We start from the raw sequence: 26,170 nt of genomic DNA, 5'->3' as shown, positions 1-26,170 counted from the left end.
TCCATGCTGCGTTCCGTCCCCGGAGAGGGTAGGACCATGGGGTGAACGATCGTCCGCCACCCGATACCCCGGACCCGCGACGCTGGCGCGCCCTCGCGGTCACCCAGGCGGCGGGCTTCATGAGCCTGCTCGACGTCAGCATCGTCAACGTCGCGCTGCCGTCCATCCGCGCCGACCTCGCCGCCGCCCCGGCGGGCATCCAGTGGGTCGTCTCCGGCTACGCCCTCACCTTCGGTCTCTCGCTGGTCGCGGGCGGTCGTCTCGGCGACGCGCTGGGCAGGCGGCGGATGTTCCTGATCGCCCTCACCGGCTTCATCCTCACCAGCGCCCTGGCGGGCGCCGCGCCGTCCCTGCTGTGGCTGGTGGTCGCGCGGCTGTTGCAGGGCCTCACCGGCGGCCTGCTCACCCCGCAGAACTCCGGCCTGATCCAGGACCTCTTCCGCGGCGCCGAACGCGGCCGCGCCTTCGGCATCTTCGGCGCGACCGTCGGCGTCTCCACGGCGGTCGGGCCCATCGTGGGCGGCCTGATCCTGGCCACCTTCGGCGACCCGGAGGGCTGGCGGTGGGTGTTCTACGTGAACCTGCCGATCGGGGTCATCGCCCTCGGCCTCGCCGCGCGGTTGCTGCCCCGGGTGGAACGGCACGCACGGCCGGACATCGACGTGGTCGGGGCGTTGTTGTTGGGCGCGGCGGTGCTGGCCGTGCTGCTTCCCTTGGTGCAGGCCGAGAGCGGGGGTCTGCGGGAGCTGTGGTGGTTGTTCGGTGTGGCCGTCGTGTTCGGATGGTCGTTTGTCCGGTGGGAGCGCCGGACGGTGCGGCGTGGGCGTATGCCGTTGCTGGACACGCGGTTGTTCACGGAGACACCGGGCTATCTGGCCGGTGCCGGGGTAGGGCTCGCGTACTTCTGCGGGTTCACCGGGATCTGGTTGGTGTTCGCGCTGTTCTTCCAGAACGGGTTGGGGTACACGCCGTTGGAGTCCGGGCTCGCGGTGACGCCGTTCGCGATCGGGGGAGCGGTGTCGTCGGCGGTCGCGGGACGGCTGGTCTCCCGGTGGGGACGGCTGATCACCGTGGTGGGACTCGGCCTCGTTGGCGTGGGGATCGCGGCTGTCGCGGTGGTCGTCCTGTCGGTGTCCGGCACGGATATCGGGTGGTGGATCGCGGTGCCGATGCTGATCGCCGGTGTCGGCGGCGGAGCGGTGATCTCACCGAACACCACGATGACCCTGGCGTGTGTCCCGAACCGGATGGCGGGGGTGGCGGGCGGTGTGTTGCAGACAGGGCAACGCATCGGCACGGCCGTCGGGACCGCCACGCTGGCCGCCGTGTTCCAGGCGGTGGTCGGTGGTGGCGGCGGCTATGTGCCCGCCCTCGCCGCGGCGTTGGGGACCGCGGTGGCCTTGGTGCTGGTGGCCTTGGGGTTGGCGGTCTGGGACTGGCGATCGGACCGGGTGCCGTCGCGGGTTCCCTGAAGTATGCGTGCCTGACGGGATAACCGGCACCCACCAACAGGAAACCGACCCTTCGCGCCCGGAAAGGACACCGGACCGCACGCGGTTGTGTCGGCGGGACGGGTTGGGGAAGATCTCGGGGTGAGTGGAACCCAGGTGCCGGTGTTGGTGCTGTTGCATGGTCTGGCAGGCGACTCGACCGTCTGGGACGGGCTGGATCCCGGCAGCTGCTGGGACGGGCCGTGCGTGGCACCCGACCTGCCCGGCCACGGGCGAGCCGATCCCCTGCGCCGCTACACCTTCGGTGCGCTCGCCGCCGGGATCGCCGGTGCTCTCGAACCCGGCCGCCCCGCGGTCGTCCTGGGACACTCGCTGGGCGGGGTCGTCGCGCTCGCTTTGGCGTCCGGGTGGTTCGGGGTCGACGTCCTCGCCGTCGGTGCCCTGGGGGTGAAGGTGAGCTGGACGCCGGAGGAACTGGCCAAGGCCGGGGCGCTCGCCGCGAAGCCCGCCAAGGTGTTCGGCAGTCGCGAAGAGGCGCGCGGGTGGGCGGGGAAGCTGGCGGGGCTACCGGCAGGCGCGGTCACCGAGCGGGATGGTGGGTGGCGGGCGGCGGTGGATCCGCGCGCGTTCGGGGTGGGTCGCCCGGATGTGGCGGGGATGATCGGTGCCGCGCGGTGTCCGGTGATCCTGGCGGCGGGGGAGGACGACCCCATGTCCGGGATCGGGCAGCTCCGCGCGCTCGTCCCGGACCCGGTGGCGCTCGCGGGCGGGCACAACGTCCATGTCGAGGCGCCGGAAGCCGTGCGGCCGCTGGTCAGGCGGTTGGCGGAGGTGTGGAACCCCGCCCGGCACCGGGGTTGACGCGGTGCCGGGCGGGGGCTTTCAGTTCACCCCGAGCAGGTCCACGACGAAGATCAGGGTCTCGCCCGGCTTGATCGCGCCGCCCGCGCCGCGGTCGCCGTAGCCCAGGTGCGGCGGGATGACGAGGCGACGGCGGCCGCCGACGCGCATGCCTGCGACACCGCGGTCCCAGCCCGCGATCACCCGGCCGCCGCCCAGCGGGAAGGTGAAGGCCTCATCGCGGTTCCAGGAGGCGTCGAACTCCTCGCCGGTGGAGTGGGCGACGCCGACGTAGTGCACCGACACCAGCTGGCCGGGGGTGGCCTCGGGGCCGTCGCCGAGCGCCAGGTCCTTGATCTCCAGGTCGGCGGGCGGGGCGCCCTCGATCGGGTCGACCTCGGGCTTCTGCAGCGCCATGCGTAACTCCTCGTTCCTTCGACGGATCTGTCCCGGCCATCCTCTCCCGGCGCCCGATCGGCGGCGCGGCGGCCCTCAACCGGGGGTGTGCAGCAGGGCGCTGCGCACGACCTCCTCGGCCACCTGGGCGATCTTCAGGTTGTGGTCGCGGGCCAGCCTGCGCAGCTCCCGGAACCCGTCCGCGACGCGCACCCCGCGCCGTTCGGCCAGCACGCCCTTGGCCTGCTCGATCACGACCCGGCTGTCCAGCGCCGCCTGCAGCTGGTCGGCCAGGGCCTGCCGATGGCGCACCGTCCGTTCCGCGCTCAGGCCGACGGCGGCCATGTCGGCCAGGGCGCGGGCGGCGGCGATCTCCTCGCCGGTGAACGGGCGCTCGTCGGCCCGGTACAGGCAGACCGCGCCGACGGCCGTGCCGCGCAGGCGCATCGGGATGGCGTGGACGTGGCGGAAGCCCGCGGCGGTGGCGGTCGGGGCGAAGCCCGGCCAGCGGGTGACCGGGCCGGACTCGTCGGCCGCCGTGACGTACGCGCGCACGGCCGGGCCCTGGGCGGCCTGCTGGTCGCGGAGCGCGGTGGGCGCGGGCAGGCCGGGCGCGTGCAGGACGCCGTCGCCGTCGGCGAGCAGGACCCCGACCGCGTCGGCGTCGGCGAAGGCGGCGCAGTGCCCGGCCAGCGCGCGCAGGTAGTCGCCCGGGTCGAAACCGGGGGCGAGCGTGTCCGAAAGCCCGATCAACACATCCGCCAGTCCCGCTCGCGTCGGCATGTGCCGCCACCTCGTTCCGGAAAAGTTTCGTATTCGTCCCCGAATGGCCCTGCTCGACCACTGCCGGAACGTTCTCCCACAGTGATACCGTTCCGTCTTGGCCGCGCCGTCCCAGTGGAATCAACGTTTCGTCAACGAGGCCGGAGTTTGGACGCCGAGAGAGAAACCGTCAGCACGGACCGCCCGGTGGTGGTCCTCGTCGAGGACGAACCGGATCTCGCCGCGATGTCGCGCGACTACCTCACCCGCGACGGCTTCCGCGTCCTGCCCGCCGCCGACGTGCGCGCCGCGCTGCGCCTGCTCGGCGCCGAGGAGGTCGACCTCGTGGTACTCGACCTCGGCCTGCCCGACGGCAACGGCCTTGACCTCTTACGCGAGCTGCGCGGCAAGGACAACCCGCTGCCGGTGATCGTGGTGACCGGGCGCGGCGAGGAGGCCGACCGGGTCGTCGGGCTGGAGCTGGGCGCCGACGACTACGTGGTCAAGCCCTACTCCCAGCGCGAGCTGGCGGCCCGCGTACGCGCGGTGTTACGTCGCGCCCGGCCCGCGCCCGCGCCGGTCACGGCCATCCGGGTGGGCGGGCTGGAGATCGACACCAACGCCCGCGAGGTGCGCCGGGCGGGCACCCCGATCGCGCTCACCCCGCGCGAGTACGGGCTGATCGAGTTCCTGGCCGCCGCCCCCGGCCAGACCTTCTCCCGAGAGCAGCTGCTCGACCACGTGTGGGGCTCGTCCTCGCGCTGGCAGGCGGCCACCACAGTGGACGAACACGTGTACCGCATCCGGCGCAAGCTGGTGGCCGCGGGCGTGACCGAGCCGCGGATCACCACCGTGCGCGGGTTCGGATACCGATTGGACTCGTGATGGACTTCCGCCTGCTGTTCGAGTCCACCCCGTCGCCCTATCTGGTGCTCGCCCCGGACCTCACCATTGTCGAGGTCAATGCCGCCTATCTGGCCGCGACCGGGCGAGAACGTGAAGAACTTCTCGGAAAACATCTGTTCACCGCGTTTCCGGACAATCCCGAGAACACGGACGCGGACGGGGAGCGGAATCTGCGCGGCTCGCTGGACACCGTGCTGGCCACCCGACGCCCGGACACCATGCCGATGCAGCGCTACGACATCCCGCTCGGCCCGGAGGGCCGGTTCGAGGAGCGGTACTGGAGCCCGGTCAACACGCCGGTGCTGGACGCCGACGGCGGGATCGCCTACCTGCTGCACCGGGTGGAGGACGTGACGGAGCTGGTCACCGCCGCGCCGGACGAGCGGCTGCGGGTGCGGGCGGAGCGGATGGAGGTCGACCTGTTCGTCCGCTCCCGCGAGCTGAAGGCGGCCAACGACCGGCTGGCCGAGGCGGGGGCCGCGCTGCGTGCCGAGCACGAGGCGAAGGACCGGTTCTTCGCGGCGGTCTCGCACGAGCTGCGCACCCCGCTGGGCGCGTTGCGCGCGGCGGCGGAGCTGCTGGGGCTGGACTTCGACGCCGGGCACCCGGCGTTGGGGGTGCTGGACCGGCAGATCGACGCGCTGACCCGGATCACCGGCGACCTGCTGGACGCGGGCCGGGTGATGAACGGACGGCTGTTCGTGGACCGCTTCCCGGTGGACCTGCGCGATGTCGTGCGGGATGGGGTGACGGCCATCCCGTTGGGGGAGCGGCGGGTCTCGCTGTCGGTGCCCGAGGCGCCGGTGCGGCTGCTCGGCGACCGGGTGCGGCTCGACCAGGCGATGGCGAACCTGCTGGTCAACGCCGGTAAGTACAGCCCACCGGAGGCCGAGGTGGCGGTGTCGCTTGAGGTCAGGGACGAGGTCGCGGAGCTGGCGGTGCGGGACACCGGGATCGGGTTCGACCCGGCCGTCGCCGAGTCGCTGTTCGAGGCGTTCACCCGGGCGGCGGACACCCGGGCGAGCGGGCTGGGACTGGGGTTGCTGGTGGTGCGCGGTGTGATCACGCTGCACGGCGGCACGGTGACCGCGCACAGCGATGGGCCGGGCACCGGTGCCTGCTTCCGGGTGACGCTCCCGCTGCAGTATTGAGTCCGTCCACAGTGTCGGGAAATCCGGTCGGTAACACCGAGCGAGGTGTGGCGATACCTGGAGTGCGGCCCTGTCACCCCCCGACGGCAGGGCCGCTTCTTCGTCTCCGGGGTCCGGCACGAGCGGTGCGGTGCGCCCGCTCACCCGCCCGCCATCGGAAAGCTCTCCCGCGTTCACTCGGTAGTGGGTTACTTCATGGCAGTGTCTTCACTCGATAGTGAAGCCGAGGTCACGTTGTGTCGACTTTGGTCTCGATCGGGGAAAGGACGCCGCCGTGCAAGCCCGCCACCGCTGGACCCTGTTAGCCGTCCTCGCCTGTCTGGCCACCGTCGTGGTCGCGCTGCAGGGCAGGCCCACCGCCGCGGCCGCCACGCCGCTCACCGTCGCCCAGGCTGTCGCCACCCAGAACGGCTCCACCGCCACGGTCCGCGGCTATGTCGTCGGCCAGCCCACCGCCACGACCACCGTGGTGCGCGCGAACTACCCCAACGACTACGCCCTCGCGCTGGCCGACTCCGCCGCCGAGACCAACACCTCCCGCATGGTCTACGTGCAGATCACGACGTCGTTCCGGGCGGGCTACGGCCTCAGGTCCAACCCGTCGCTTCTCGGCGCCCAGTTGGACGTGACCGGTTCGCTCACGGCGTACTTCGCCCACCCGGGCCTGACATCCACCACCGCGTTCGCGCGCACGGGCACGCCCCCCACCAGCACGACGACCACAACGACCACGACCACGACCACGCAGCCCGGTGGCGGCAACGACGACTACTACCGTGCCGCGCTCGGGAAGACCGGTCCGATGCTGAAGACCGCGCTCAACCAGATCATCCGCACCAACTCGAAGCTCAGCTACGACCAGGTGTGGGACGCGCTGAAGGCCACCGACGAGGACCCGGCGAACCCGAACAACGTCATCCTCGTCTACAGCGGCCGCTCGCAGAGCAAGTCGTCCAACGGCGGCGGCGTCAACGACTGGAACCGCGAACACGTCTGGGCCAAGTCGCACGGCGACTTCGGCACCGCCACCGGTCCCGGCACCGATCTGCACCACCTGCGCCCCGAGGACGTCTCGGTGAACTCCGACCGCGGCAACAAGGACTTCGACGAGGGCGGCTCCCCGGTCGCCGAGGCACCGGGCAACTACACCGACGCCGACTCGTGGGAGCCCCGGGACGCGGTCAAGGGCGACGTGGCCCGGATGATCTTCTACATGGACGTCCGCTACGAGGGCGGTGACGGCTACGTCGACCTGGATGTCAACGACAGCGTCAACAACGGGACCCGGCCCAACATCGGCAGGCTGTCCACGCTGCTGCGCTGGAACGCCGAGGACCCGCCGGACGCGTTCGAGCGGCACCGCAACGACGTGATCTTCGACCGGTACCAGCACAACCGCAACCCGTTCGTCGACCACCCGGAGTGGGCCGCGTCGATCTGGGGCTGAGCAAGCGATCGGGGGCCGGGTCCGCGCCCGGCCCCCTCGGTCAACGCAGCTTCGTGTGCAGGTCGTCGAGGCTGTCCAGCAGCCAGAACTGCCTACCCCGGTTGGTCTCGTAGGTGAACGCGCGCAGCGACTCGCTCGCGGCCAGGTGCGCGCCGAAGTCGCCGACCACGGCCAGCGGCACCTGGTAGTTGACGAACTTCGCGATGAACGCGCCCAACACCCGGGTGCGCAGCTCGAAGAACTCCGGCGCCATCCGCCCCGCGGGCAATGCCACGACGGTCGCCCGCGCACCCCAGGCCGCCCCGATCACGTCCAGCGCGTCCTGCTCGGTGGACAGCGCGGGCCCGTCGACGGGGTAGTAGAGCACGGTCTGCCCGGCCACCTCCGCCACCAGGTCCTCGGCAGCCGGGAACTGTCCCGGCGCGATCGTGTGTTGGTCGGTCATCGGCCCTCCTCGGCCTCGGTGAGCACGCGCACGAGCCCGAGCAGCTCGGTCGTGGCGGCCAGGCCACCGAGCAACATGACTGTCAGGCTCGCGCGTTCTTCGTCGTAGGAGAGCTGCACGCGCAGCGGCACCGGGTCGTCCGCACCTGACTGCGCGGCCGCGGTGAGGGCGGTGGCCAGCCGGTCCAGATCACCCCGACCGATGCCCTCGATCCGTACCGTGGCCGCGACGTCGGTGTGGCGGACCCGTGGTGCGGGAACGCCGGTCAACGCTTCCAGATCGGCTCGGGCGATCCGGTACTGCTTCCCTATCCGGACCGCCTTGAGCCTGCCGTCCCGCACGTAGCCGCGCACGGTGCGGACGTGCAGGCCCAGCTCGTCGGCGACCTGTTCGACGGACAGCATCTCCATGTGTCACCAAACTACCGTATCGTTCCCTATGTGGCTAGCGGTTAGGGAAGTATAGGGCTACTGGGTGAGCTTCTCGATGCACTTGGTGATCCGGCGCTGGCGGGTCGCCTCGGCCTTGGCCTCCTCGATGGCGCGGACGTGCTCCTTGCGGTGGGTGTACGAGAGCTTGTCGAAGGCCGCGCGTGCGCCCGGGGTGGCGTCCAGGGCCGCTGCCAGGTCGGCGGGGATCTCCACCTCGCGTGGGGCGGTGTCGAGTTCGATGTCGACTTCTACTTCGTCGCCCGCTTGGACGCCTGCGGCGGTCCGGTGTTCGGCGGACAGGGGGACCATGAAGGCGCCGTTGTAGGGGGCGACCGTGGTGCGGTAGGTGTGGTTGTTGATGGTGATGGTCACCGGGGCGCGTTTCATTGCGGTGAGAGCGGTGATGATGTCCGGGGGGACGCGGAGGCCGGTGGCGGTCTTGCCGCCCAGTTCTATGGTGGTGTGGAACTTCATGGGCGCAGTATGCCGCGCTGGTGGGCTGGGAGCTTGTGATGCGTGGGATCGGGTTCGAGCTGGGGTCAGGCTCGGATGGAAAGGCGGGATTCGATTTCGGCGCGTTGGGTTGGGTCGTTCGAGGTTGCGCCCAGCCAGGTTCGTGCGTGCGACACCGCCTTTGTGGAGTGTGCTCCTGGTACGTCCAGTAGTGGGATCAGGACGAACCAGGCCTTGGGGTACTTCTCATTGACGTCCAGCCACTGCAACGCATGTGTCACGGCCTCGGGTGTCAGGGAGCCCAGGTCCGGCCGGGCCAGCAGGCGGCCGATGACGAAGCGGGTTTTGGTGGCGGTGCCCATGTCGGCGATCCAGGTGCAGGCGTAGGACATGGCCCGGGTTGCCCAGGCGCCCAGGTCTTTGCGGGTCAGCAGTTTGCTCAGGACAGCCGACGCGCCTGCGTGGGCGGGGTTTGCGCGGACCCAGGCCAGGGCGCGCACGATCACCGGTTCCGTGCAGCAGCCGAGGTCGGGGCGGTCGACTACGAGGTTGAGTATCTGGGCTGATCCGGCAGCCCCGTCATGGTCGTCCAGCCAACGCACCGCTGCCGCGTGCGCGCGCTTGTCCAGGTCCGGTAGTTCCAGCAGGCACTTCAGAACCGCGAGATGCGGTTCTCGGACGATGTCCTCTTCTTCGGCCAGCCAGTCCATTGTTCGGTCCACGGCGGTTGCCTTGTGTGGGCCGAGGTCGGGGTGGGTCAGTACTGCGCGCAAGATGGCCGCGCGGCCGGGCAAGTGGTGTTCTGCCAACCAAGCCAATGCGTGCTCCACGGCGTTCACGCGCGGTAGTACCGCCTCGATCAACGGACCCGCGTGTGGGTCGAGACCGTGGTGGTGTAGCCAGGTCATCGCATGGCCGGTGACAGTGGGATCGTTGTCGGCGAGGTCTTCGTGGCGCAGAAGGTGGCGTAGCAGGACTTCTGCGTGTTGTGCGTCGGCGTGGTTGTCCAGCCATGCCAGTATGAAGTCGAGATCGGGGACGTCGATCGCCAGGGCTGTTCGGAGTTCCGCTGTGGCAACGTGATCGCGGTGGGAGACCAGCCAGCGCAGGCTGTGTGCGGTGACGGTGGTCAGGTGGGGGCCGAGATCGGGGTGGCGCAGCAGTAGTGTCGCGATTGGACCGGTGAGTGGGTGTTTACGGTTGGCCGTCAGCCACACCACGCCGTGTTCCAACACACCCCCCGCGTCAGGCCGTGCCAACAGCGACGCCAGCAGTGGGCCTGCCGTGTGTGTGGAGTGATGTACGCCCAACCACGTGCGCGCGGCGTGCAGGACGACCGGGCCGCCCGCACCTAGGTCGGAGCGGTCGACGAGGCGGCCGAGTACTGCGCCTGCTACCGGTTCCTCGGCGTGTTCTCGTAGCCATGCGACCGCGAGTAGCAATGCATCCGTGGTGTGTGGGGTGAGATCGCGGCCGTCGAACAGGGCGTTGAGGAGGAAGCCGCCTGCGAAGCGGTCGAGATTGTCCACCAACCATCGCAGTGACAGGCGTATTACGCGGTCGGAGCTGTCCGGGGTGAGGGTGCGTTCGCCGAGCAGGGGCTCCAGGACGTACTGGGCGTTCGGTTCCACACCGTGTTCGCCCAGCCAGGTCAGTGCGTACGGGACCGCGCTGTCGGTGCGGCCGAGTAGGACGCTCAGGACCATGGCGCTCTCCGGGCCGGGGTGGTGGTCCAGCCAACCCAGCGCGAGTCCGATGATCTCTCGGGCGGCGCGGCCCAGGTCGTGGCGTTCGTCCAGGAGCGCGTTCAGCACATACCGTGCGTCGTCGCGGGCCCGGTGGACCACCAGCCAGCGGCGGGCGTATTCGACGACGACCGTGGTGCGGGAGCCTGGGCCGCGTCGGGTCAGGAGGCCGGTGAGGACGTACTGGGCGTCGACCCGGCGCCAGTGTCTGCGGACCCAGTCGACGGCGGTGGTGACGACGGTGTCGGCGTCGGTGCCCAGTTCGGCCTTGGCCAGCAGGGCGCTGAGCACGAAACCGGCGCCCGCGCGGGCGCCGTGGTCACGCAGCCAGCCGATGGCGCCCTCGGAGAGGTGGGCGGCGCGCTCGGCGGGGGCGACGTGCAGGCCCTTGAAATACAGGTGGCGGGCCTGGGGGGTGCGGCCGTGGCGGGTCAGCCAGGGGCCGATGAGATCGGCCCAGCAGGTCAGGGCGGCGTCGGCCCATGGCTCGCCGTCCAGCAGGGTGCCCAGGGTGAAGCCGCCGGACTCGGGATCGTCCAGGAGGGTGCGGCCGACGGTGGTCGCGTTGTCCCGCAACCATTCCGCGCAGAACGCGGTGAGGTCGTCGGCGCGGCCCTTGGCGGCGAGCTCGCGGACCAGGCGGGCCAGGTTGAGCGCGTAGCGGCCGGTGGTGCGGGCGTCGGTGACGGCCGGGGTCAGCAGGGACTCGGCAACGGACCGGCGGACGCGGTCGCCGGGGGCGGTCAGCATCGCCTGCTCCAGCAGCTGGTCGACGACGATGTCGTGCACCACGGCCAGGTTCGGGCCGTCCTCCTCGATCCAGCTCATGCCCAGCAGCGTGTCCACGTACTGGCGGGCGTCCTCGATGGTCGCCGACCCGCCCAGCACCGCCTCGGCCACCCGGTCCAGCTCGGCCCTGGGGCGCGGGCACGCCGCCACCACCGCGGCCGAGACCAGCAGGCCGGTGTCCGGCTCGACGCGTTCGAACGCGCGCTTCGGCCGGGGCAGCACCAGGCCGTCCTCCCGCAACCGGCTCAGCAGCCAGCCCGCCAGGCCGCGTCGGGGGTCCGCGGGTCGGACGCCGGTGCGTGCCCAGGCCTCCACCTCGCGGGCGATCAGCATGGCGATCACCGGGCGCCTGCCGCAGGCGCGTTCCACCCAGTCCCGGCCGTACAGGTGGGTCGCGGAGGGGGCCTCCAGGTCCAGGATGGCGCCGCGCACCGCGTCCTGGTGCGCGGTGTCCGCGCGCAGTGCCACCACGTCGAACGAGGTGTGCACCGGGTCGGCCTCGTCGAGCAGCATCCAGCCCGCGCGCGCGGTCGCCAGCACGGCCACGGTCACGCCCGCTGCGCGCGCCTCGGTGAACAGCCAGGTGGGCAGGTCGGCGCGGTCCAGGCCGCGGTACTCGCTGAGGTAGTCGACCAGCACCAGGGCCGGGGCTGGCTCGGCGACCACCGCCGACACGATCGGCTCCACCGAGTCGGCGCCGGGCAGCACGTGCAGCACCCGCCAGCCCGCCGCCCGCGCCAGCTCGGCGACCTCCAGACAGGTGCGGGTCTTGCCGGACCCCGCGGGCCCGACCAGCACCACGCCCCGGTCGTCGAGGCCGTCGCGCAGCCGGGCGAACAGCCGCGCCGGGTCGGACGGGTGGTCGGGGCCCGGCGGCACGAACGGCAGCCGGTCGTCGGTGAGGTTGCGCAGCGCGGACAGCCGGGCCAGCCGCTCCTCGTGGGACAGCACCGCGCGGGAGCCCCGGGGCTCGGCCACGAGGTGGATGTCCCCGTAGTTGTCCCGGAACTGCGCGACCGTCCCCGAGTTGCCCCGCAGCGAGTTGCTGGTGGGACCCTCGGACGCCCGATCCGTCACGGTAGGAAATCGGCCGTGTGCGCGCCGTCGTTACCCCTGGCGTGCTCGCGGAACACTGGCACCATCTCCCCACTCTGGCGCACCGGCCCGATCACCGCATCCCGCCCCGGGAATCGTGGGCGCGATATCGGGCGGGCGATGTCGAGGAACCGACCGCGGCTCCGACCTCTCCTCGCCCGGGTACCACCATGGTGCCCGAACAGAGGAGGACCGGCCGTGAAGTACATGCTGTTGATGACCGCCCAGGTCACGGGTATCCAGCCGATGACCGAGTGGACCCCGGCGGAGATCCGTGCGCACGTGGAGTTCCAGTTGGCGCTGAACGCGGAACTGACCGCCACCGGCGAGCTCGTCGACGCCCAGGGCCTCGCCGGGCCGGAGACGGCGGTGGTGGTCACCGCCGACGGGACCGGCGCACCGGTGGTCACCGACGGGCCGTTCCCCGAGTACAAGGAGTTCCTCGCGGGCTTCCGGATCGTCGAGGTGGACAGCCGGGAGCGGGCCATCGAGATCGCCGCGCGCAACTCCGCCGCCCCCGGGCCGGATGGGCGGCCGATCAGGCAGTCGATCGAGGTCCGCGAGGTGGTGGACGCACCGCGGTTCGACCGCTGACCGGCCCTGGCCCGGCTCACCGGGCGGCGGCGATGCCGTCGATCAGTACCCCTAGGCCGACGGTGAACGCGGCGCGCGCGTCCCGCTCCAGATAGGGCTCGCCCTCCGACGGCGTGTGGTCCGCCTCCAGGCGGGTGAGCAGCGGGAAGCGGGTCCCGAAGTCGCCCGCCAGCTCCATCAGGTGCGGGGCGCGCGCGGCCCACCACTCGTCGTCGGACTGTCCGGTGTCCTGGGCGGCGGCGCGCGCGTCGGCCATCGCGCGCGCGTTGCCCTGCACGAAGAAGATCACCGCGCTGGTCACCCCGCGCAGGGTCGGCGACGGCAGGTCCAGGGGCTGGAGCACGCGCAGCAGCCGTTCGGTCATGGCGGTCTCGTGCGGGCCGAGAATGGGGCGCGCGGGCGAGATCGACAATACCCAGGGGTGCCGCAGGTAGAACTCCCACAACTCCTCGGCCCACGCGGTCAACGCGCCGCGCCAGTCCGCCGGGTCGGCGTCCGCGGTGAGCTCCGCGTGCACGTGGTCGTACATCAGGTCGAGCAGTTCGTGCTTGTCCGCGACATACGTGTACAGCGCCATCGCGGTCCGCCCCAGGCGTTTCCCGACCGTGCGCATCGACATCCCGGCCGTGCCCGCGGCGTCCGCGACGCTCACCGCGGTGGCGATGATCTCGTCCACGGTGAGCGTCGGCCGGGGTCCTGGCCGGGACTCCGGCGGGTCGTCGCCGCGCCACAACAACGACAGCGTCCGGCGCGGGTCGCCCTGGGCGGCGTAGACCACATCCACTCCTTATGGCGTAAAGTGTCGGTGTCGGTCGTCATCCTGAACCGTGAGGACAGCCCACTGATGCAGCGCGCCACCGTGCACCCCGCGGACAGCCACGACACCATCCAGGTCCGGGGTGCCCGGGAGAACAACCTGGCCGACGTCTCCCTCGACATCCCGAAACGCAGGCTCACCGTGTTCACCGGGGTGTCCGGTTCCGGCAAGTCCTCGCTGGTGTTCGGCACCATCGCGGCCGAGTCCCAGCGCATGATCAACGAAACCTACACCGCCTTCGTCCAGTCCTTCATGCCCAGCCAGAGCAGACCGGATGTGGACGCCCTGCACAACCTGAGCGCGGCGATCATCGTCGACCAGGAGCGGATGGGCGCCAACTCCCGGTCCACCGTGGGCACCGCGACCGACGCGTTCACCATGCTGCGCATCCTGTTCAGCCGACTGGGCAGCCCGCACGTGGGCGGCGCGGGCGCGTTCAGCTTCAACCTGCCCGAGGGCATGTGCACCGGGTGTGAGGGCCTGGGCCGGGTGTCCACCCTCGACATCGACCGGCTGGTCGACCGCGGGCTCTCGCTCAACGAGGGCGCCATCACCGTGCCCAACTTCACCGTCGACACCTGGTACTGGCAGGGCTACGCGCGCAGCGGCCTGCTGGACCCGGACAAGAAGGTCAAGGACTACACCGAACAGGAGCTGGACGACTTCCTCTACAAGCCCGCCACCAAGGTCCGGGTCGGCAACAACAACATGACCTACGAGGGCCTGGTCGTGAAGGTGCAGCGGCAGATCCTGTCCAAGGACCGGGAATCCATGCAGGCGGGCACCCGCGCGTTCGTCGACCGGGTGGCCACCTTCGGCACCTGCTCGGCCTGCCGGGGCACCCGGCTCAACCCGGCCGCGCTGTCCGCGCGGATCGACGGGCGCGACATCGCCGAGTGCGCGGCCCTGCAGATCAGCGACCTGGCCGAGTTCGTCGGCAAGATCGAGGACCCGGAGGTGGGGCCGCTGCTGGCGGTGCTGCGCGGCACCCTCGACTCGCTGGTGGACATCGGCCTCGGCTACCTGAGCCTGGACCGGGAGACCTCGACGCTGTCCGGCGGCGAGTCGCAGCGGGTGAAGCTGGTGCGGCATCTGGGATCCAGCCTCACCGACGTCACCTACGTCTTCGACGAGCCGACCACCGGACTGCACCCGCACGACATCGCCAGGATGAACGACCTGCTGCGGCTGTTGCGGGACAAGGGGAACACGGTCCTGGTCGTCGAGCACAAACCGGAGGTCATCCGGATCGCCGACCACGTCGTCGACCTCGGCCCCGGCGCGGGCACCGACGGCGGCAGGCTCTGCTACTCCGGCGACTTCCCCGGCCTGGCCGCCTCCGACACGCTGACCGGCCGCCACCTCGGCTACCGCGCCCGGCTGCGCCCGGAACCGCGCCAGGCCACCGGGTGGGTGGCGATCCGCGGCGCGAACACGCACAACCTGCGCGATGTCGATGTGGACGTTCCGCTGGGCGTGCTGACCGTGGTCACCGGCGTCGCCGGGTCGGGCAAGAGCTCGCTGATCCACGGCTCGCTGTCCACACGGGACGATGTGGTGGTGGTCGACCAGTCCGCGATCCGCGGCTCCCGACGCAGCAACCCGGCCACCTACACCGGACTGCTCGACCCGATCCGCGCCGCGTTCGCCAAGGCCAACGACGTCAAACCGGCCCTGTTCAGCGCCAACTCCGCGGGCGCCTGCCCGACCTGCAAGGGCATCGGCCTCGTCTACACCGACCTGGCCATGATGGCCGGTGTCGCCTCGGTCTGCGAGGACTGCGAGGGTAGGCGGTTCACCCCGGAGGTGTTGGCGCACAAGCTGAACGGTCGCAACATCAGCGAGGTGCTTGGCATGTCGGTCACCGAGGCGCACGGGTTCCTCGCCGTGCCAGCGGCCCGCCGGATCCTGGACCGGCTGGTGGACGTCGGCCTCGGCTACCTGACCCTGGGACAGCCGCTGGCCACCCTGTCCGGCGGCGAGCGGCAGCGGCTCAAGCTGGCCATCCGGATGGCCGAGCGCGGCTCAACCTACCTGCTCGACGAGCCGACCACCGGCCTGCACCTGGCCGACGTCGAACAGCTGCTCGGCCTGCTCGACCGGCTGGTGGACGCGGGCAACACGGTCGTGGTGATCGAGCACCACCAGGCGGTCATGGCGCACGCCGACTGGCTGATCGACCTCGGCCCCGGCGCGGGCCACGACGGCGGCCGGGTCGTGTTCACCGGCACGCCCACCGACCTGGTCGAGCACGGCGACACGCTCACCGCCCGCCACCTGCGGGAGTACGTGCGCGACCAGACGGACTACCCGGTGTCCTGACCTGGACCCGCTGCGTAACATCGGTCACACGGTGGCGCGGCGCGGGACGGGAGCGGGCTCGTGGACGGGATCGGCATATCCGTGGCCTTGGCGGAGGGGCGACTGTCGGTCACCCCGACCAACGCGGTCGGCAGGCTGGCGCTCGGCGGCGGCCCGCTGACCGTGGCCGTCCGCGACATCGCCGCGGTGACAGTGCACGACGCGGGCCCGCTCCGCAACGGCCGTCTCGATCTCCGCCTGCGCGACGGCCGTCGCTACCAACTCGCGTTCACCCGTGCGCACCAAGCGGAGTTCACCCGCCTGCGCGGCATCCTCGTCGCGCAGCGGGCACCGGAAGTGCCCCGACCGCGCGCGGCGGACGTCCCGCCCCCGTTGCGCGGGCGCGGCCACTTCGCCCAGGCGGTGCTGGAGGAGCTGACGGCCGTGCGCGCGTTGGCGCCCGGCAGGCCGAGCACGGGGGAGCGGGTGGCCACGGCGGAGCTGCGCGCGGTCGGGGACACGGCGGTACGGGTGCTGATCGAGGGCCGGGATGTCGGCGGGCTGCCGCTCGACGCGGCCGACGCGTACCGGGTGCCACTGTCCCGGATCGGCGGGGCGGGCTCGTGCCGGGCGCGGATCTGGTGGACCCGGGACCGGCCGGAGTTCGCCGCCGCGGTCGCGCTCGACCTCGCCGAGCCGGAGTTCGCGCTGCCGGTCAACGATGTGGACGAGGACCTGCCGCACTTACCGCCGGGCCGCCCCTTTCAGCTGACCCACGAGCGCGAACACCTCGATGTGTTGGTACCGCTGGTGGAACGCGCGTACACGCCCGGCCGCTGCCTGGCGGTCGCGAGCCTGCACATGGTGGAACGACCCGGCCCGCGCTCGACGGCGATGGTGGTCGAACTACGCGTCGACGGCGCGCCCATCGGCGAGCTGGGCAAGCAGACTTCGGCGCGGCTGCGGGCGTTGGTGGGTCCGTTGGAGGAGGCAGGCGTGCCGTGCCACGCGGACGTCCGCCTGGTGGGCAACGCGTTCGCGGTCGAGGGGCGGGTGCTGATCACGCCACCGGAGGAGCTGCCCGAGGAGTTCGTCCGCCGGATCCAGGCCGTTCTCCGGGCCTGATCACCCGTCCAGCCCGCCTGCCACCTGCCAGGCCTTCTCAGCCGCCGCCCGCTCGTCCTCGCTCCGCTCCCGCCCGACCCACGCGTCACCGTCGAGTGCCGCCGCTGCCCCGTCCGCCACGTCGCCCGCGCCCGCGAGGACCGGGTGTGCGCGCACGACCTCGCCCAGGTAGGCCAACACCAGGTCATCGGCGTCGTAGCCGCGCTCGTCCAGCACGTCGTAGGCCCGTTCCTCCCGGACCAGCAGGACCGGGGTCCGCTTGCCGTCCATAATGGACTGTGTGGTGAGGGTCCAGGAGTCCGGGCTGGCGGGGAAGGGGAACCCGGGTGTCAACTCGCCCACCAGGCGCCAGGTCCCTTCCGGGTGCTCCTCGATCGGCAACCACGCGTGCGGCTGCGCCAACCGGCAGTCCTCGTCCACGCCTTCTTCCCACGGCCACCGCCCTTCGGCATCCGGCCAGACCAGTTGCAGCACGGGCGGGGGAGTGCCGAGGTAGAAGTGGGTCGACGCGGCGAAGAGGGAGTTGCCCCAGGACGGGTCCACCTGGCGGAGCCTGGTGGGGACACCGTCGATGACGCCGGTGAAGTCCTGGTCGAGCTCGGGCCAGCCGTTGTCCCGGGACAGCTCGACGACGTGGTTGAGCCAGTGCTGCATGTCCTCCACGTCGAGACCGAACATGGAGACCTCTGGGCGGTCGAGAGTGTGGCCGAGGCCCACGGTGTAGGCGAACTCGTCTTGACCGCCGTCGACGCCCAGCACGCACCAGCCGTGGCCGACGACAGCTTCGTTGATCGAGACAAACGCCTCGTCCTGGGTACCGGCGCAAACCTGGCAGGTGCAGCTCACGCGGGGCACTGTACTCAGGGCTGGACGTGATTCCCGAGCAGGCTGGTGAGTCCGTGAGCGTGTGACATCCACAGTTACCAGTTCCCGGTGCGGGCCGCCCTGTTCCCGGCAGCGTCCGAAAACCGCGTGCAGACCGAAAGGCGACAGCCCCCGACGAACCGGACCCACCACAGTAGACTCGCCCGATGGACACGCGCGAGGGTACGGACTGGGCAGGCCTGGAGCACGCCTACGGCGGCGCCGAGGACACGCCCGCCCTGCTCGACCGCCTGCGCGAGGACGACTGGTCCGACGCGGTCGGCGAACTCCACGCCTCGATCCTGCACCAGGGCAGCGTCTATCCCGCCACCGTAGCCGCCGTCCCGATCCTCGTCGACATCGCCCAAGACCCCACCGCGCCAGGCCGGACCGGCGCCCTCTGGCTGCTGACAGCCTACGCCGAGTCGATCGCCCAAGGCGCCGGTCGCGATCCGCAATACCTCCCCGATGACACAGACCTGACCACCTTCGACCACGACACACGCACAGCCCTCGCCGAGGCCACCAGCGCGCTACTCCCGCTGATGGATGACCCGAATCCCGAGACACGCCAAGCGGTCTACGGTTTCGTCGCCAACCTCACCGACGACCCGGGTGACATCCTGCGGGCCCGTTTCGAGGCCGAAGTGGACACCCAGGCATCGGTCGCCCTCATGGAACCGTTGCTGCGACACGGGCAACTCGCCCCGGCAGACCTCGACGTACTCATCGAACGAGGCAACGATCAGGTCACCTTCGCCGCACTCTGGTCGGCCGTCGCGACTGGAGTGGAAGCCCCGGCCGACCAGCTCGTCCGGCTCTGGCCCGATCACGCCGAGACCTACCCCGGCAACGGATCCTCGATCGAGACCCTGCTCCGGCACGCGGGCGCACGAGCGGTCCCGGTGTTGCGGCAACTCCGGACTTTGACCATCAGTGAGACGGCACGCGCATGGACCGTCGCCGCTGAGGTCTCCCGTTCGGCGGTCGGGTCTGCGGTGGAAGGATTGCTCACGCTCGCCCCGCACACGCCGGAGGAGAACCGGGCCGTAGTGGCCGCGCTGGCTTTGGTCCTACCCGGCGCTCCCGAGCACGCCAGTCGAATCTGCGATGCCGTGGCCCGATGGGGATCCGCCGCCTCCGCTGCCGCGATCCTCTTCGCTGCCCGTGACCCCCGATGGGCAGGCTTCGCGACAACCGCTGTCTCGGAGCCGGAGGAGCCGCGCGTCGCGTTCGGGACAACCCGGATGCCGCTGTCCTACGCCATGGTCGGCTTCCCGGCACGCCGCCGCCCGGCCGAATGGGCGACAGACGACCTGATCACCGTCGCCACCGCCGCAATCACCAGGTGGCGCGCGAGCGGCTGGGTGGAGGCCATGGAAACGCTGCCGCCCAACGAATCCATCGCACTTGCTGCGTTACCCGCCTGGAAGACAGCCCCGAAGGCCGTGGCGACCCTCGTCGCGCGATCGTCGCTCACGCCGACATTACGCGCGGCTCTCCGCGAGCTGGATCCGGAAGAACCCTGGCACACCGTCATCGAGGCGATCACCACCGACTCGGACGCCGCGTTCACCCAGGCCTGGACCACCCTCGGCCCCGACACCGACCTCCTCGACATCTGGCGGCGCTTCCCCACCCCCGGCCTGCCTGCCGCCTGCCTGGACCTGCTCGACGGCACCGCGCACACGTCCTTCCCCGCCCGCCAGTGCCAACTCACCGCCGCTCGCGTCATCGCCGACACCCGCGCCTGGCCCACCGTCCGCGCGATCGTCGACGAAGCAGGCGCACCGCTACCGGACGCGATCACCGTCGCGTTCGAGGTGGGGTCGCGGGCCGAGTTGGTGGACCTGTTGTGGGACATCGCCCGCGAGGGCCGCCGAACCTGGTCCGGCCCAGACCACTGGGCGGCCGCCGTGGCCCTCCAAGCCCTGGCCGACCTGGCGGAGATCACCCCGGACGACCTCGTCACCCGCGCGCTGGCCACCTTCGAGGCAGCGATCACGCACCACCACACCACCCGGATCGCCCCGGTGGTCGCCGAGCTTCTCCGTACCGCACTCACCGCCGAACCCGCCCTGCGCGACCGCATCGCCACAACCCTGGGCCCCCTGCTCGACGACGACCACCGATTCCCGACGTCGGGCAACCCGATCGAGGAGGACACACTCGCCTGCCAGGCCCTGCGCGCGGTCCTTGAACCGGCAACCTGAACCTCGCGCCTGCCCGCTCGCACAGGTCCGCGCCGGGGTGACATGGGCGCGGTGCGATCACGCGAATGTCCAAATGGTGCTGTTGGAGCGTATTCCTCGCACCGGGACCGATTCCGGAATCATGCTCACCTTCGTCGAGTCCGTCATGCCCAGAGATGCAGTGGCCGCGTTGTGTGGTCTCGGTGAAGAGGCCGGTCGTGCCATCGCCGTACGACCTGAGGAACGGACCTGCTGTGAACAAGGCGGTGTGGACCGTTCCGTCGGGCGGGGCCGTTGGCGGCCCCGCCCGAGCGGGTCACCAGCCGCGGGTGTGCCATTCGGCCAGGTGGGGGCGTTCGGCGCCGAGGGTGGAGTCGTCGCCGTGGCCGGGGTAGAAGTGGGTGGCGTCGGGGAGAACGTCGAAGATGCGGGATTTCACATCGTTGAGCAGGGATGTGAAGTTTTCCGGGGATGCCGTTTTTCCCACTCCGCCGGGGAACAGCGAGTCCCCGGTGAACAGGTGGCCGTCGCCGGTCGGGTCACGGTAGAGCAGGGCGATGGAGCCGGGGGTGTGGCCGCGCAGGTGGATCACCTCCAGGGTGATCTCTCCCACAGTGATCGTGTCGCCGTGGTCCACGAAACGGTCCGGGGGCACCGGCAGCGGGTCCGCGTCCAGGGCGTGCGCGATCGTGTTGACGCCGAAGGCTCCCGCGGTGGCGCCCAGGCCCTGCCAGTGGTCCGGGTGCTGGTGGGTGGTCACGATCGTGCGCAGCGTCGGCCGGTCGGGGCCGTGGCCGATCAGGTCGGACAGCCGCTGCGGGTCGTTCGCGGCGTCCACCAGCAATGCCTCCCTGGTCGCCCGGCAGGTGAGCAGGTAGGCGTTGTTGTCCATCGGGCCGACGGACAGCTTGGTGATCGTCAGCGCGGGCAGCGTGCGGCGGGCGGCCGGGCCGCCTGGCTCGACGTGGCCGGTGTAGTCGTCGACAAAGTCCACGGGGGCAACGGTAATCTCTGCGGTCACGCCCGCGCGGGGCGACCTCCTCAGGCGGAACTCAGGTTCGGGACTTATCCTGTTATCTGAGCGTGACCTGAGAAAGTGCCCCCTGTCGCCGACACCTGTGAGCTCGTGCAGACACTAGAGACAGCGAACCAGAAGCGGTCCCCGCGGAAGATCAGCTGGGACGTGCTGCGCGTCGTCGCCGTGTACTCGGTGGTGATCCAGCACATCACCCACCAGGCCCCGATCAACCACCCGGAACTCGGACCGTATCCCTTCCTGCTCCCGTTGCAGTACGGCGCGAGCACGTTGATGGTGATCTCCGCCTACTTCGTGTGCGTGACCGTCCGAAGGGGTGGGACGCGCCGCTGGCTGTGGAACCGGCTGGCCCGGCTGCTGCCCCCCTACGTGGTGGCCCTGGTCCTCGCCTACGCCGCCACCTGCGCGGTCGCCACCGCGTTCGGCTGGTACTTCCCGACGCCAACCGACCTGGTCGGGAACCTGCTGCTCATCCAGGCATGGTCGCCGGAGTTCCACTGGATCGACGCCGCGTACTGGACGATGCCGGTGCAGATCATGGCGTTCGTGGCCGCCGCCATGCTGTGGCCGCGCCGGTGGCTGCGCGGCCGCAGACTGACCGCTCTACTGTGGACATTAGTGGTCGCGCCCGTGGTGATCCGCTACCTGTGGCGGCAGGAGGACGCGGCGCTGTGGATCAGGTGCGCGTTCGACGGTCTCGCCCTGCACCGCGTGGCGCTGTTCGGCGCGGGCGCCGCCATCTGGCTGTGGTCGCAGCGGCGGATGTCCCTGCCGCACCTGTCCGCGTACCTGTTCGCCGCGCTGGTCGCGCAGGACGCGCACACCTACTTCACCGACGGACCGTCCACAGTCGCGTTCGGGGTCGTGCTGGTCGGGGTGGTCGCGGCGGCGGGCGGGCCGGACTGGGACATCCCGGTCATCCGCGCCATGGCCGGTCCGATCCGGTGGCTGGCGGGCATCTCGTTCGGCGTCTACCTGGTGCACCAGGAGCTCGGCTTCATCCTCGCCCGCTTCCTGCTCGACGCGGGCGTGAACGCCTGGGGCAGGCTGATCGCCTCGGTGGCGCTCGCGGTCGGGCTGGGCTGGGCGATCACCCGGTTCGTGGAGCGGCCCGTGCACGCCTGGCTGGTCGCCAACGGTCCTCGCATCTGGCACGGCACCCGCGACTTCGCCGCCGCGCTGGGCAAGGCGGTCTGGGAGCTGCCGACGGTCCCCGCTCAGCCCCAGGCCGACAGCTCCGGCGCGACCCCGGTCAGCTCGGCCCCGTCGGACCGGCCGGTCAGCCAGGCCAGGACCGCAACGCCAGGACCGGACAGCTCCGCCGAGCTGGACGGCGTCGCGATGGCCAGCTCCCAGGTGCGCTGACGGCCGTCCGGCAGGTCGGCCACCAGCCGCATCGGCTCCCCGGCCGCGCGCGCCCGCAGCGGCCGCACGGCGATGTCGAGCAGCCGGTCCAGGTGCGCGGCAGGCACGTCCGCCAGGGTCACGCCCGCGTCCAGGTCGGTCAGGTGGTGCCAGGCCTCGAACAGGGCGAGCGACGGCACCTCCAGCGCGACCAGGGGTCGCCCGTGCGGGTGAATCACGGTGGCCGCCCAGTCGGTCTCGGTCATCCGACCCGCTGCGATGTGAAATCGGTCACAGGCGGCGTAGAGATCCTCGCGGATCACCTGCGCGGGCCGCGTGGCGCCGTCCTCGATGTCCGCGTCGCGGTCCGCCCTGCTGGTGTACGCCGGGTGCTCCACCCCGGTCCGCGCCCAGGTCATGAGGTTGACCAGGGCGTCGGCGTTGCGCGCGATATGCGTCGCCACGTGCGCTCTTGACCAGCCAGGCAGCAGGCTCGGCTCGCGGAACGCCGGGTCGGGCAGCTCGGCGACCACGCGGTGCAGCACCGACCAGGCCTCCCGCAGCGCCGCCAGGCACTCGGCCGCCCTGGCCGCGCCGTCGGAACGCCGCTGGTTGGGCAGGTCCGGGCGCCCCGAGGGCGCCTCGACCTGGCCGCCGACCGCGTTCGCGGACGTGTCCGACACGCTCATCCCGCCCCCCGCACTGGTGTCGCTGGTGTGATCGGAGCAACGCGCTCCCGCCTCCAGCGTAGGACGCCTCGGTGACCGACCGGTACCGCCAGGCTGGGTGCACCGCGTCTCGGCGTCGGTCAGAATTGTCGGTGCCCCCATCTAGCATGCCCGTGCCACCGCCGTGGCCGCTCCGACCGCGCTCGAACCCGACCGCCCCGGACCCTCCGGCACGCCCGCGCGCCCCGCCAGCGTGCCGACCGGACCCGCCGGGTACCCGCGCACCGGTGCGGCGCCGCCGAGCGCGACGTGCGCGACCCGACCGGGGTCGCCGCCGGTCCCGCGCGAGACGGGCGGTGCGCCGACAGACCGACCAGCAGTACACCGCCGAACCAGGACGTGTGGCCGGGTGCCCCGCGTCCAGCACGATCCGAAGGGACCTCAGTGGCCGACCGCCTCGTCGTTCGCGGCGCCCGGGAGCACAACCTGCGTGGCGTGGACATCGACCTGCCCCGCGACAGCCTGGTGGTCTTCACCGGCCTGTCCGGCTCGGGCAAGTCCAGCCTCGCCTTCGACACGATCTTCGCCGAGGGGCAACGCCGCTACGTCGAGTCGCTGTCGGCCTACGCCCGGCAGTTCCTCGGCCAGATGGACAAGCCGGACGTCGACTTCATCGAGGGCCTGTCGCCCGCGGTGTCCATCGACCAGAAGTCCACCAGCCGCAACCCGCGCTCGACCGTCGGCACCATCACCGAGGTCTACGACTACCTGCGCCTGCTCTACGCGCGCGCGGGCAAGCCGCACTGCCCCACCTGCGGCGAGGCGATCAGCAAGCAGACCCCGCAGCAGATCGTCGACCAGGTGCTGGCGATGGAGTCCGGCGTCCGCTTCCAGGTGCTCGCCCCGGTCATCCGCGGCCGCAAGGGCGAGTACATCGACCTGTTCGCCAACCTGCAGACCCAGGGCTACTCGCGCGCCCTGGTCGACGGCGTCGTGCACTCGCTGGCCGACCCGCCGAAGCTGAAGAAGCAGGAGAAGCACCACATCGCGGTGATCATCGACCGGCTGTCGGTGAAGGCGAGCTCCAAGCAGCGGCTCACCGACTCGGTGGAGACCGCGCTGCGGCTGGCCGACGGCCTGGTCGAGCTGGAGTTCGTCGACCTGCCGGACAACGACCCGCACCGGGTGCGCGGCTTCTCCGAGCACCTGGCCTGCCCGAACGGCCACCCGCTCGGCGTGGAGGACCTGGAGCCGCGCTCGTTCTCGTTCAACTCGCCCTACGGCGCGTGCCCGGAGTGCACCGGCATCGGCGTGAAGAAGGAGGTCGACCCGGAGCTGGTCGTCCCGGACGACGAGCTGTCCCTGGCCGACGGGGCGATCGCGCCCTGGGCGGGCGGGCAGACCGCCGAGTACTTCACCCGGCTGCTCACCTCGCTGGCCGAGACCATCGGGTTCCGGATGGACATGCCGTGGCGGCGGCTGTCGGCCAAGGCGCAGAAGGCGGTGCTGCACGGCGTCAGCGACCAGGTGCACGTCCGCTACAAGAACCGCTACGGCCGCGAGCGCTCGTACTACGCCGCCTACGAGGGCGTGATCCCGTTCCTGGAGCGGCGTCAGGAGCAGACCGACTCCGAGTACATGCGGGAGAAGTACGAGGGGTACATGCGCGAGGTGCCGTGCCCCTCGTGCCGGGGCACGCGGCTCAAGCCGGAGATCCTCGCCGTCACGCTGGCGCACGGCACCGAGGGCGACAAGTCGATCGCCGAGGTGTCGAACATGTCCATCGGCGAGTGCTCGGCGTTCCTGGACGGGCTCAAGCTGGGCAAGCGCGAGACCATGATCGCGGGCGCGGTGCTCAAGGAGATCCAGGCCCGGCTGCGGTTCCTGCTGGACGTCGGTCTGGACTACCTGTCGCTGGACCGGGCGTCCGGCACCCTGTCCGGCGGCGAGGCGCAGCGCATCCGGCTGGCCACCCAGATCGGCTCCGGGCTGGTCGGCGTGCTGTACGTGCTGGACGAGCCGTCGATCGGACTGCACCAGCGGGACAACCACCGGCTCATCGAGACACTGACCCGGCTGCGCGACCTGGGCAACACGCTCATCGTGGTCGAGCACGACGAGGACACCATCCGCTCCTCGGACTGGGTGGTCGACATCGGACCGGGCGCGGGCGAGCACGGCGGCAAGGTCGTGCACAGCGGCACGTTCAAGGAGCTGCTGAAGAACAAGGAGTCGCTGACCGGCGCCTACCTGTCCGGCCGCAGCGAGATCCCGATGCCGGACATGCGCCGCCCGATCGACAAGAAGCGGCAGTTGACGGTCGTGGGCGCGCGCGAGCACAACCTGCGCGGCATCGACGTGTCGTTCCCGCTCGGCGCCCTGGTGTCGGTCACGGGCGTGTCCGGTTCCGGCAAGTCCACGCTGGTCAACGACATCCTGGCGACCGTGCTGGCGAACAAGCTCAACGGCGCCCGGCAGGTGCCCGGCAGGCACACCCGGGTCAAGGGCCTGGAGCACGTGGACAAGCTGGTCCAGGTCGACCAGTCGCCGATCGGCCGCACCCCGCGCTCCAACGCGGCCACCTACACCGGCGTGTTCGACCACATGCGCAAGCTGTTCGCCGCCACCACCGAGGCCAAGGTGCGCGGCTACCAGCCGGGCCGGTTCTCCTTCAACGTCAAGGGCGGCCGCTGCGAGGCGTGCGCGGGCGACGGCACCATCAAGATCGAGATGAACTTCCTGCCCGACGTGTACGTGCCGTGCGAGGTCTGCAAGGGCGCCCGGTACAACCGGGAGACCCTGGAGGTGCACTACAAGGGCAAGACCATCGCCGAGATCCTGGACATGCCGATCGAGGAGGCGGCCGACTTCTTCGAGCCGATCAAGGCCATCCACCGGCACCTGAAGACCCTGGTGGACGTCGGCCTCGGCTACGTGCGGCTCGGCCAGCCGGCGCCCACCCTGTCCGGCGGCGAGGCGCAGCGGGTGAAGCTGGCCAGCGAGCTGCAGAAGCGCTCCACCGGCCGCACCGTCTACATCCTCGACGAGCCCACCACCGGCCTGCACTTCGAGGACATCCGCAAGCTGCTCGGGGTGATCAACGGCCTGGTCGACAAGGGCAACACGGTGATCGTCATCGAGCACAACCTGGACGTGATCAAGGGCTCGGACTGGATCGTCGACATGGGACCCGAGGGCGGCTCCGGCGGCGGCCTGGTCATCGCCCAGGGCACCCCGGAGGACGTGGTCAAGGCCGAGGGCAGCTACACCGGCGAGTTCCTGGCCCACGTCATGTGAGACGTGCCACCGGTGGCGGGC

The 26,170-nt window shown here is 71.0% G+C and carries 19 protein-coding genes and 3 pseudogenes; 12 read left to right on the top strand and 10 right to left on the bottom strand.

What is annotated here, in order from left to right:
• The first annotated feature begins 41 nt into the window (after positions 1-41).
• Together C503_RS0132885 and C503_RS0132880 are read left to right on the top strand one after the other, a co-directional pair.
• Entirely contained in the window at positions 42-1,472 is a 1,431-nt protein-coding gene (locus tag C503_RS0132885) for an MFS transporter (RefSeq protein ID WP_018686482.1), read from the top strand.
• Between the two features lie 120 nt (positions 1,473-1,592).
• Entirely contained in the window at positions 1,593-2,312 is a 720-nt protein-coding gene (locus tag C503_RS0132880) for an alpha/beta fold hydrolase (RefSeq protein ID WP_033401305.1), read from the top strand.
• A gap of 21 nt (positions 2,313-2,333) precedes the next feature.
• Here the strand turns inward: C503_RS0132880 and C503_RS0132875 are convergent, their stop codons facing one another.
• Together C503_RS0132875 and C503_RS41740 are read right to left on the bottom strand one after the other, a co-directional pair.
• Entirely contained in the window at positions 2,334-2,708 is a 375-nt protein-coding gene (locus tag C503_RS0132875) for an FKBP-type peptidyl-prolyl cis-trans isomerase (RefSeq protein ID WP_018686480.1), read from the bottom strand.
• A 75-nt stretch (positions 2,709-2,783) separates the two neighbouring features.
• Positions 2,784-3,470, bottom strand: a complete 687-nt coding sequence (locus C503_RS41740) for an ANTAR domain-containing protein (protein WP_018686479.1) — start codon at positions 3,468-3,470, stop codon at positions 2,784-2,786.
• 147 nt (positions 3,471-3,617) lie between these two features.
• Between C503_RS41740 and C503_RS0132860 the strand changes: the two genes are divergently transcribed.
• The 4 genes and pseudogenes from C503_RS0132860 to C503_RS48785 form a co-directional block, all read left to right on the top strand.
• Complete coding sequence (locus C503_RS0132860; protein ID WP_018686478.1) at positions 3,618-4,334, top strand: response regulator transcription factor; 717 nt, start codon at positions 3,618-3,620, stop codon at positions 4,332-4,334.
• The gene (locus C503_RS41735; RefSeq protein WP_018686477.1) at positions 4,334-5,506 is read left to right on the top strand and encodes a sensor histidine kinase; all 1,173 of its coding nucleotides are present in this window, start codon (positions 4,334-4,336) and stop codon (positions 5,504-5,506) included. The genes C503_RS0132860 and C503_RS41735 overlap by 1 nt, the downstream gene beginning before the upstream one ends.
• A 217-nt stretch (positions 5,507-5,723) precedes the next feature.
• Positions 5,724-6,179 (top strand): annotated as a pseudogene (locus C503_RS48790) (DUF6359 domain-containing protein); the annotation flags it as partial.
• Positions 6,180-6,269: 90 nt separating this feature from the next.
• Positions 6,270-6,953, top strand: a pseudogene (locus C503_RS48785) (endonuclease I family protein); the annotation flags it as partial.
• Between the two features lie 40 nt (positions 6,954-6,993).
• Here C503_RS48785 and C503_RS0132845 read toward each other — a convergent pair.
• The 4 genes from C503_RS0132845 to C503_RS0132830 all read right to left on the bottom strand — a co-directional run bounded on the left by C503_RS0132845 (position 6,994) and on the right by C503_RS0132830 (position 11,893).
• Positions 6,994-7,398 carry a DUF4180 domain-containing protein gene (locus C503_RS0132845; protein ID WP_018686475.1) on the bottom strand — a complete coding sequence of 135 codons (405 nt, stop codon included), beginning with the start codon at positions 7,396-7,398 and terminating at the stop codon, positions 6,994-6,996.
• Complete coding sequence (locus C503_RS0132840; RefSeq protein ID WP_018686474.1) at positions 7,395-7,808, bottom strand: helix-turn-helix domain-containing protein; 414 nt, start codon at positions 7,806-7,808, stop codon at positions 7,395-7,397. The genes C503_RS0132845 and C503_RS0132840 overlap by 4 nt, the downstream gene beginning before the upstream one ends.
• Positions 7,809-7,865: 57 nt before the next feature.
• A complete protein-coding gene (locus C503_RS0132835; RefSeq protein WP_018686473.1) occupies positions 7,866-8,303 on the bottom strand; it encodes a YdeI/OmpD-associated family protein in 438 nt (145 codons plus the stop codon).
• 65 nt (positions 8,304-8,368) lie between these two features.
• Positions 8,369-11,893: a hypothetical protein gene (locus C503_RS0132830; protein WP_018686472.1), complete on the bottom strand. Its 3,525-nt coding sequence runs from the start codon at positions 11,891-11,893 to the stop codon at positions 8,369-8,371.
• Between the two features lie 225 nt (positions 11,894-12,118).
• Between C503_RS0132830 and C503_RS0132820 the strand changes: the two genes are divergently transcribed.
• On the top strand, positions 12,119-12,505 hold the full coding sequence (locus tag C503_RS0132820) for a YciI family protein (protein ID WP_051114999.1): 387 nt from the start codon (positions 12,119-12,121) through the stop codon (positions 12,503-12,505).
• A 16-nt stretch (positions 12,506-12,521) separates the two neighbouring features.
• Here C503_RS0132820 and C503_RS0132815 read toward each other — a convergent pair whose 3' ends face one another.
• Positions 12,522-13,289: a TetR/AcrR family transcriptional regulator gene (locus C503_RS0132815; protein ID WP_018686469.1), complete on the bottom strand. Its 768-nt coding sequence runs from the start codon at positions 13,287-13,289 to the stop codon at positions 12,522-12,524.
• A 60-nt stretch (positions 13,290-13,349) separates the two neighbouring features.
• Between C503_RS0132815 and C503_RS0132810 the strand changes: the two genes are divergently transcribed.
• Together C503_RS0132810 and C503_RS0132805 are read left to right on the top strand one after the other, a co-directional pair.
• A complete protein-coding gene (locus tag C503_RS0132810) occupies positions 13,350-15,644 on the top strand; it encodes an ATP-binding cassette domain-containing protein (protein WP_026316938.1) in 2,295 nt (764 codons plus the stop codon).
• Positions 15,645-15,704: 60 nt separating this feature from the next.
• Positions 15,705-16,748 carry a hypothetical protein gene (locus C503_RS0132805; RefSeq protein WP_018686467.1) on the top strand — a complete coding sequence of 348 codons (1,044 nt, stop codon included), beginning with the start codon at positions 15,705-15,707 and terminating at the stop codon, positions 16,746-16,748.
• Here C503_RS0132805 and C503_RS47060 read toward each other — a convergent pair whose 3' ends face one another.
• Positions 16,749-17,594, bottom strand: coding sequence for a DUF4262 domain-containing protein (locus tag C503_RS47060; RefSeq protein WP_018686466.1), 846 nt, complete (start codon positions 17,592-17,594; stop codon positions 16,749-16,751).
• Positions 17,595-17,779: 185 nt separating this feature from the next.
• Between C503_RS47060 and C503_RS0132795 the strand changes: the two genes are divergently transcribed.
• The gene (locus C503_RS0132795) at positions 17,780-19,825 is read left to right on the top strand and encodes a hypothetical protein (RefSeq protein WP_018686465.1); all 2,046 of its coding nucleotides are present in this window, start codon (positions 17,780-17,782) and stop codon (positions 19,823-19,825) included.
• A gap of 295 nt (positions 19,826-20,120) precedes the next feature.
• Here the strand turns inward: C503_RS0132795 and C503_RS0132790 are convergent, their stop codons facing one another.
• Complete coding sequence (locus tag C503_RS0132790) at positions 20,121-20,798, bottom strand: MBL fold metallo-hydrolase (protein WP_018686464.1); 678 nt, start codon at positions 20,796-20,798, stop codon at positions 20,121-20,123.
• Between the two features lie 102 nt (positions 20,799-20,900).
• Between C503_RS0132790 and C503_RS48265 the strand changes: the two genes are divergently transcribed.
• The gene (locus C503_RS48265) at positions 20,901-22,205 is read left to right on the top strand and encodes an acyltransferase family protein (RefSeq protein WP_018686463.1); all 1,305 of its coding nucleotides are present in this window, start codon (positions 20,901-20,903) and stop codon (positions 22,203-22,205) included.
• Here the strand turns inward: C503_RS48265 and C503_RS44140 are convergent.
• A pseudogene (locus C503_RS44140) lies at positions 22,172-22,873 on the bottom strand (maleylpyruvate isomerase N-terminal domain-containing protein); the annotation flags it as partial. The gene C503_RS48265 and the pseudogene C503_RS44140 overlap by 34 nt on opposite strands.
• Positions 22,874-23,296: 423 nt before the next feature.
• Between C503_RS44140 and uvrA the strand changes: the two are divergent.
• Positions 23,297-26,149, top strand: a complete 2,853-nt coding sequence (uvrA, locus tag C503_RS0132775; RefSeq protein WP_018686461.1) for an excinuclease ABC subunit UvrA — start codon at positions 23,297-23,299, stop codon at positions 26,147-26,149.
• The last annotated feature ends 21 nt before the right edge of the window (positions 26,150-26,170 follow it).

It is taken from the genome of Actinokineospora enzanensis DSM 44649, from assembly GCF_000374445.1.
GTDB lineage: Bacteria > Actinomycetota > Actinomycetes > Mycobacteriales > Pseudonocardiaceae > Actinokineospora > Actinokineospora enzanensis.
The sequence above is the reverse complement of the archived record's forward strand: the minus strand, read 5'-3'. Positions and strand labels throughout refer to the sequence as shown.

Coding starts and splice junctions, on each gene's coding strand:
- C503_RS0132875 (WP_018686480.1), bottom strand. CDS start 2,708: ATGGCGCTGCAGAAGCCCGAGGTCGACCCGATCGAGGGCGCCCCGCCC.
- C503_RS41740 (WP_018686479.1), bottom strand. CDS start 3,470: ATGCCGACGCGAGCGGGACTGGCGGATGTGTTGATCGGGCTTTCGGAC.
- C503_RS41735 (WP_018686477.1), top strand. CDS start 4,334: ATGGACTTCCGCCTGCTGTTCGAGTCCACCCCGTCGCCCTATCTGGTG.
- C503_RS0132845 (WP_018686475.1), bottom strand. CDS start 7,398: ATGACCGACCAACACACGATCGCGCCGGGACAGTTCCCGGCTGCCGAG.
- C503_RS0132840 (WP_018686474.1), bottom strand. CDS start 7,808: ATGGAGATGCTGTCCGTCGAACAGGTCGCCGACGAGCTGGGCCTGCAC.
- C503_RS0132835 (WP_018686473.1), bottom strand. CDS start 8,303: ATGAAGTTCCACACCACCATAGAACTGGGCGGCAAGACCGCCACCGGC.
- C503_RS0132820 (WP_051114999.1), top strand. CDS start 12,119: ATGCTGTTGATGACCGCCCAGGTCACGGGTATCCAGCCGATGACCGAG.
- C503_RS0132810 (WP_026316938.1), top strand. CDS start 13,350: ATGCAGCGCGCCACCGTGCACCCCGCGGACAGCCACGACACCATCCAG.
- C503_RS0132795 (WP_018686465.1), top strand. CDS start 17,780: ATGGACACGCGCGAGGGTACGGACTGGGCAGGCCTGGAGCACGCCTAC.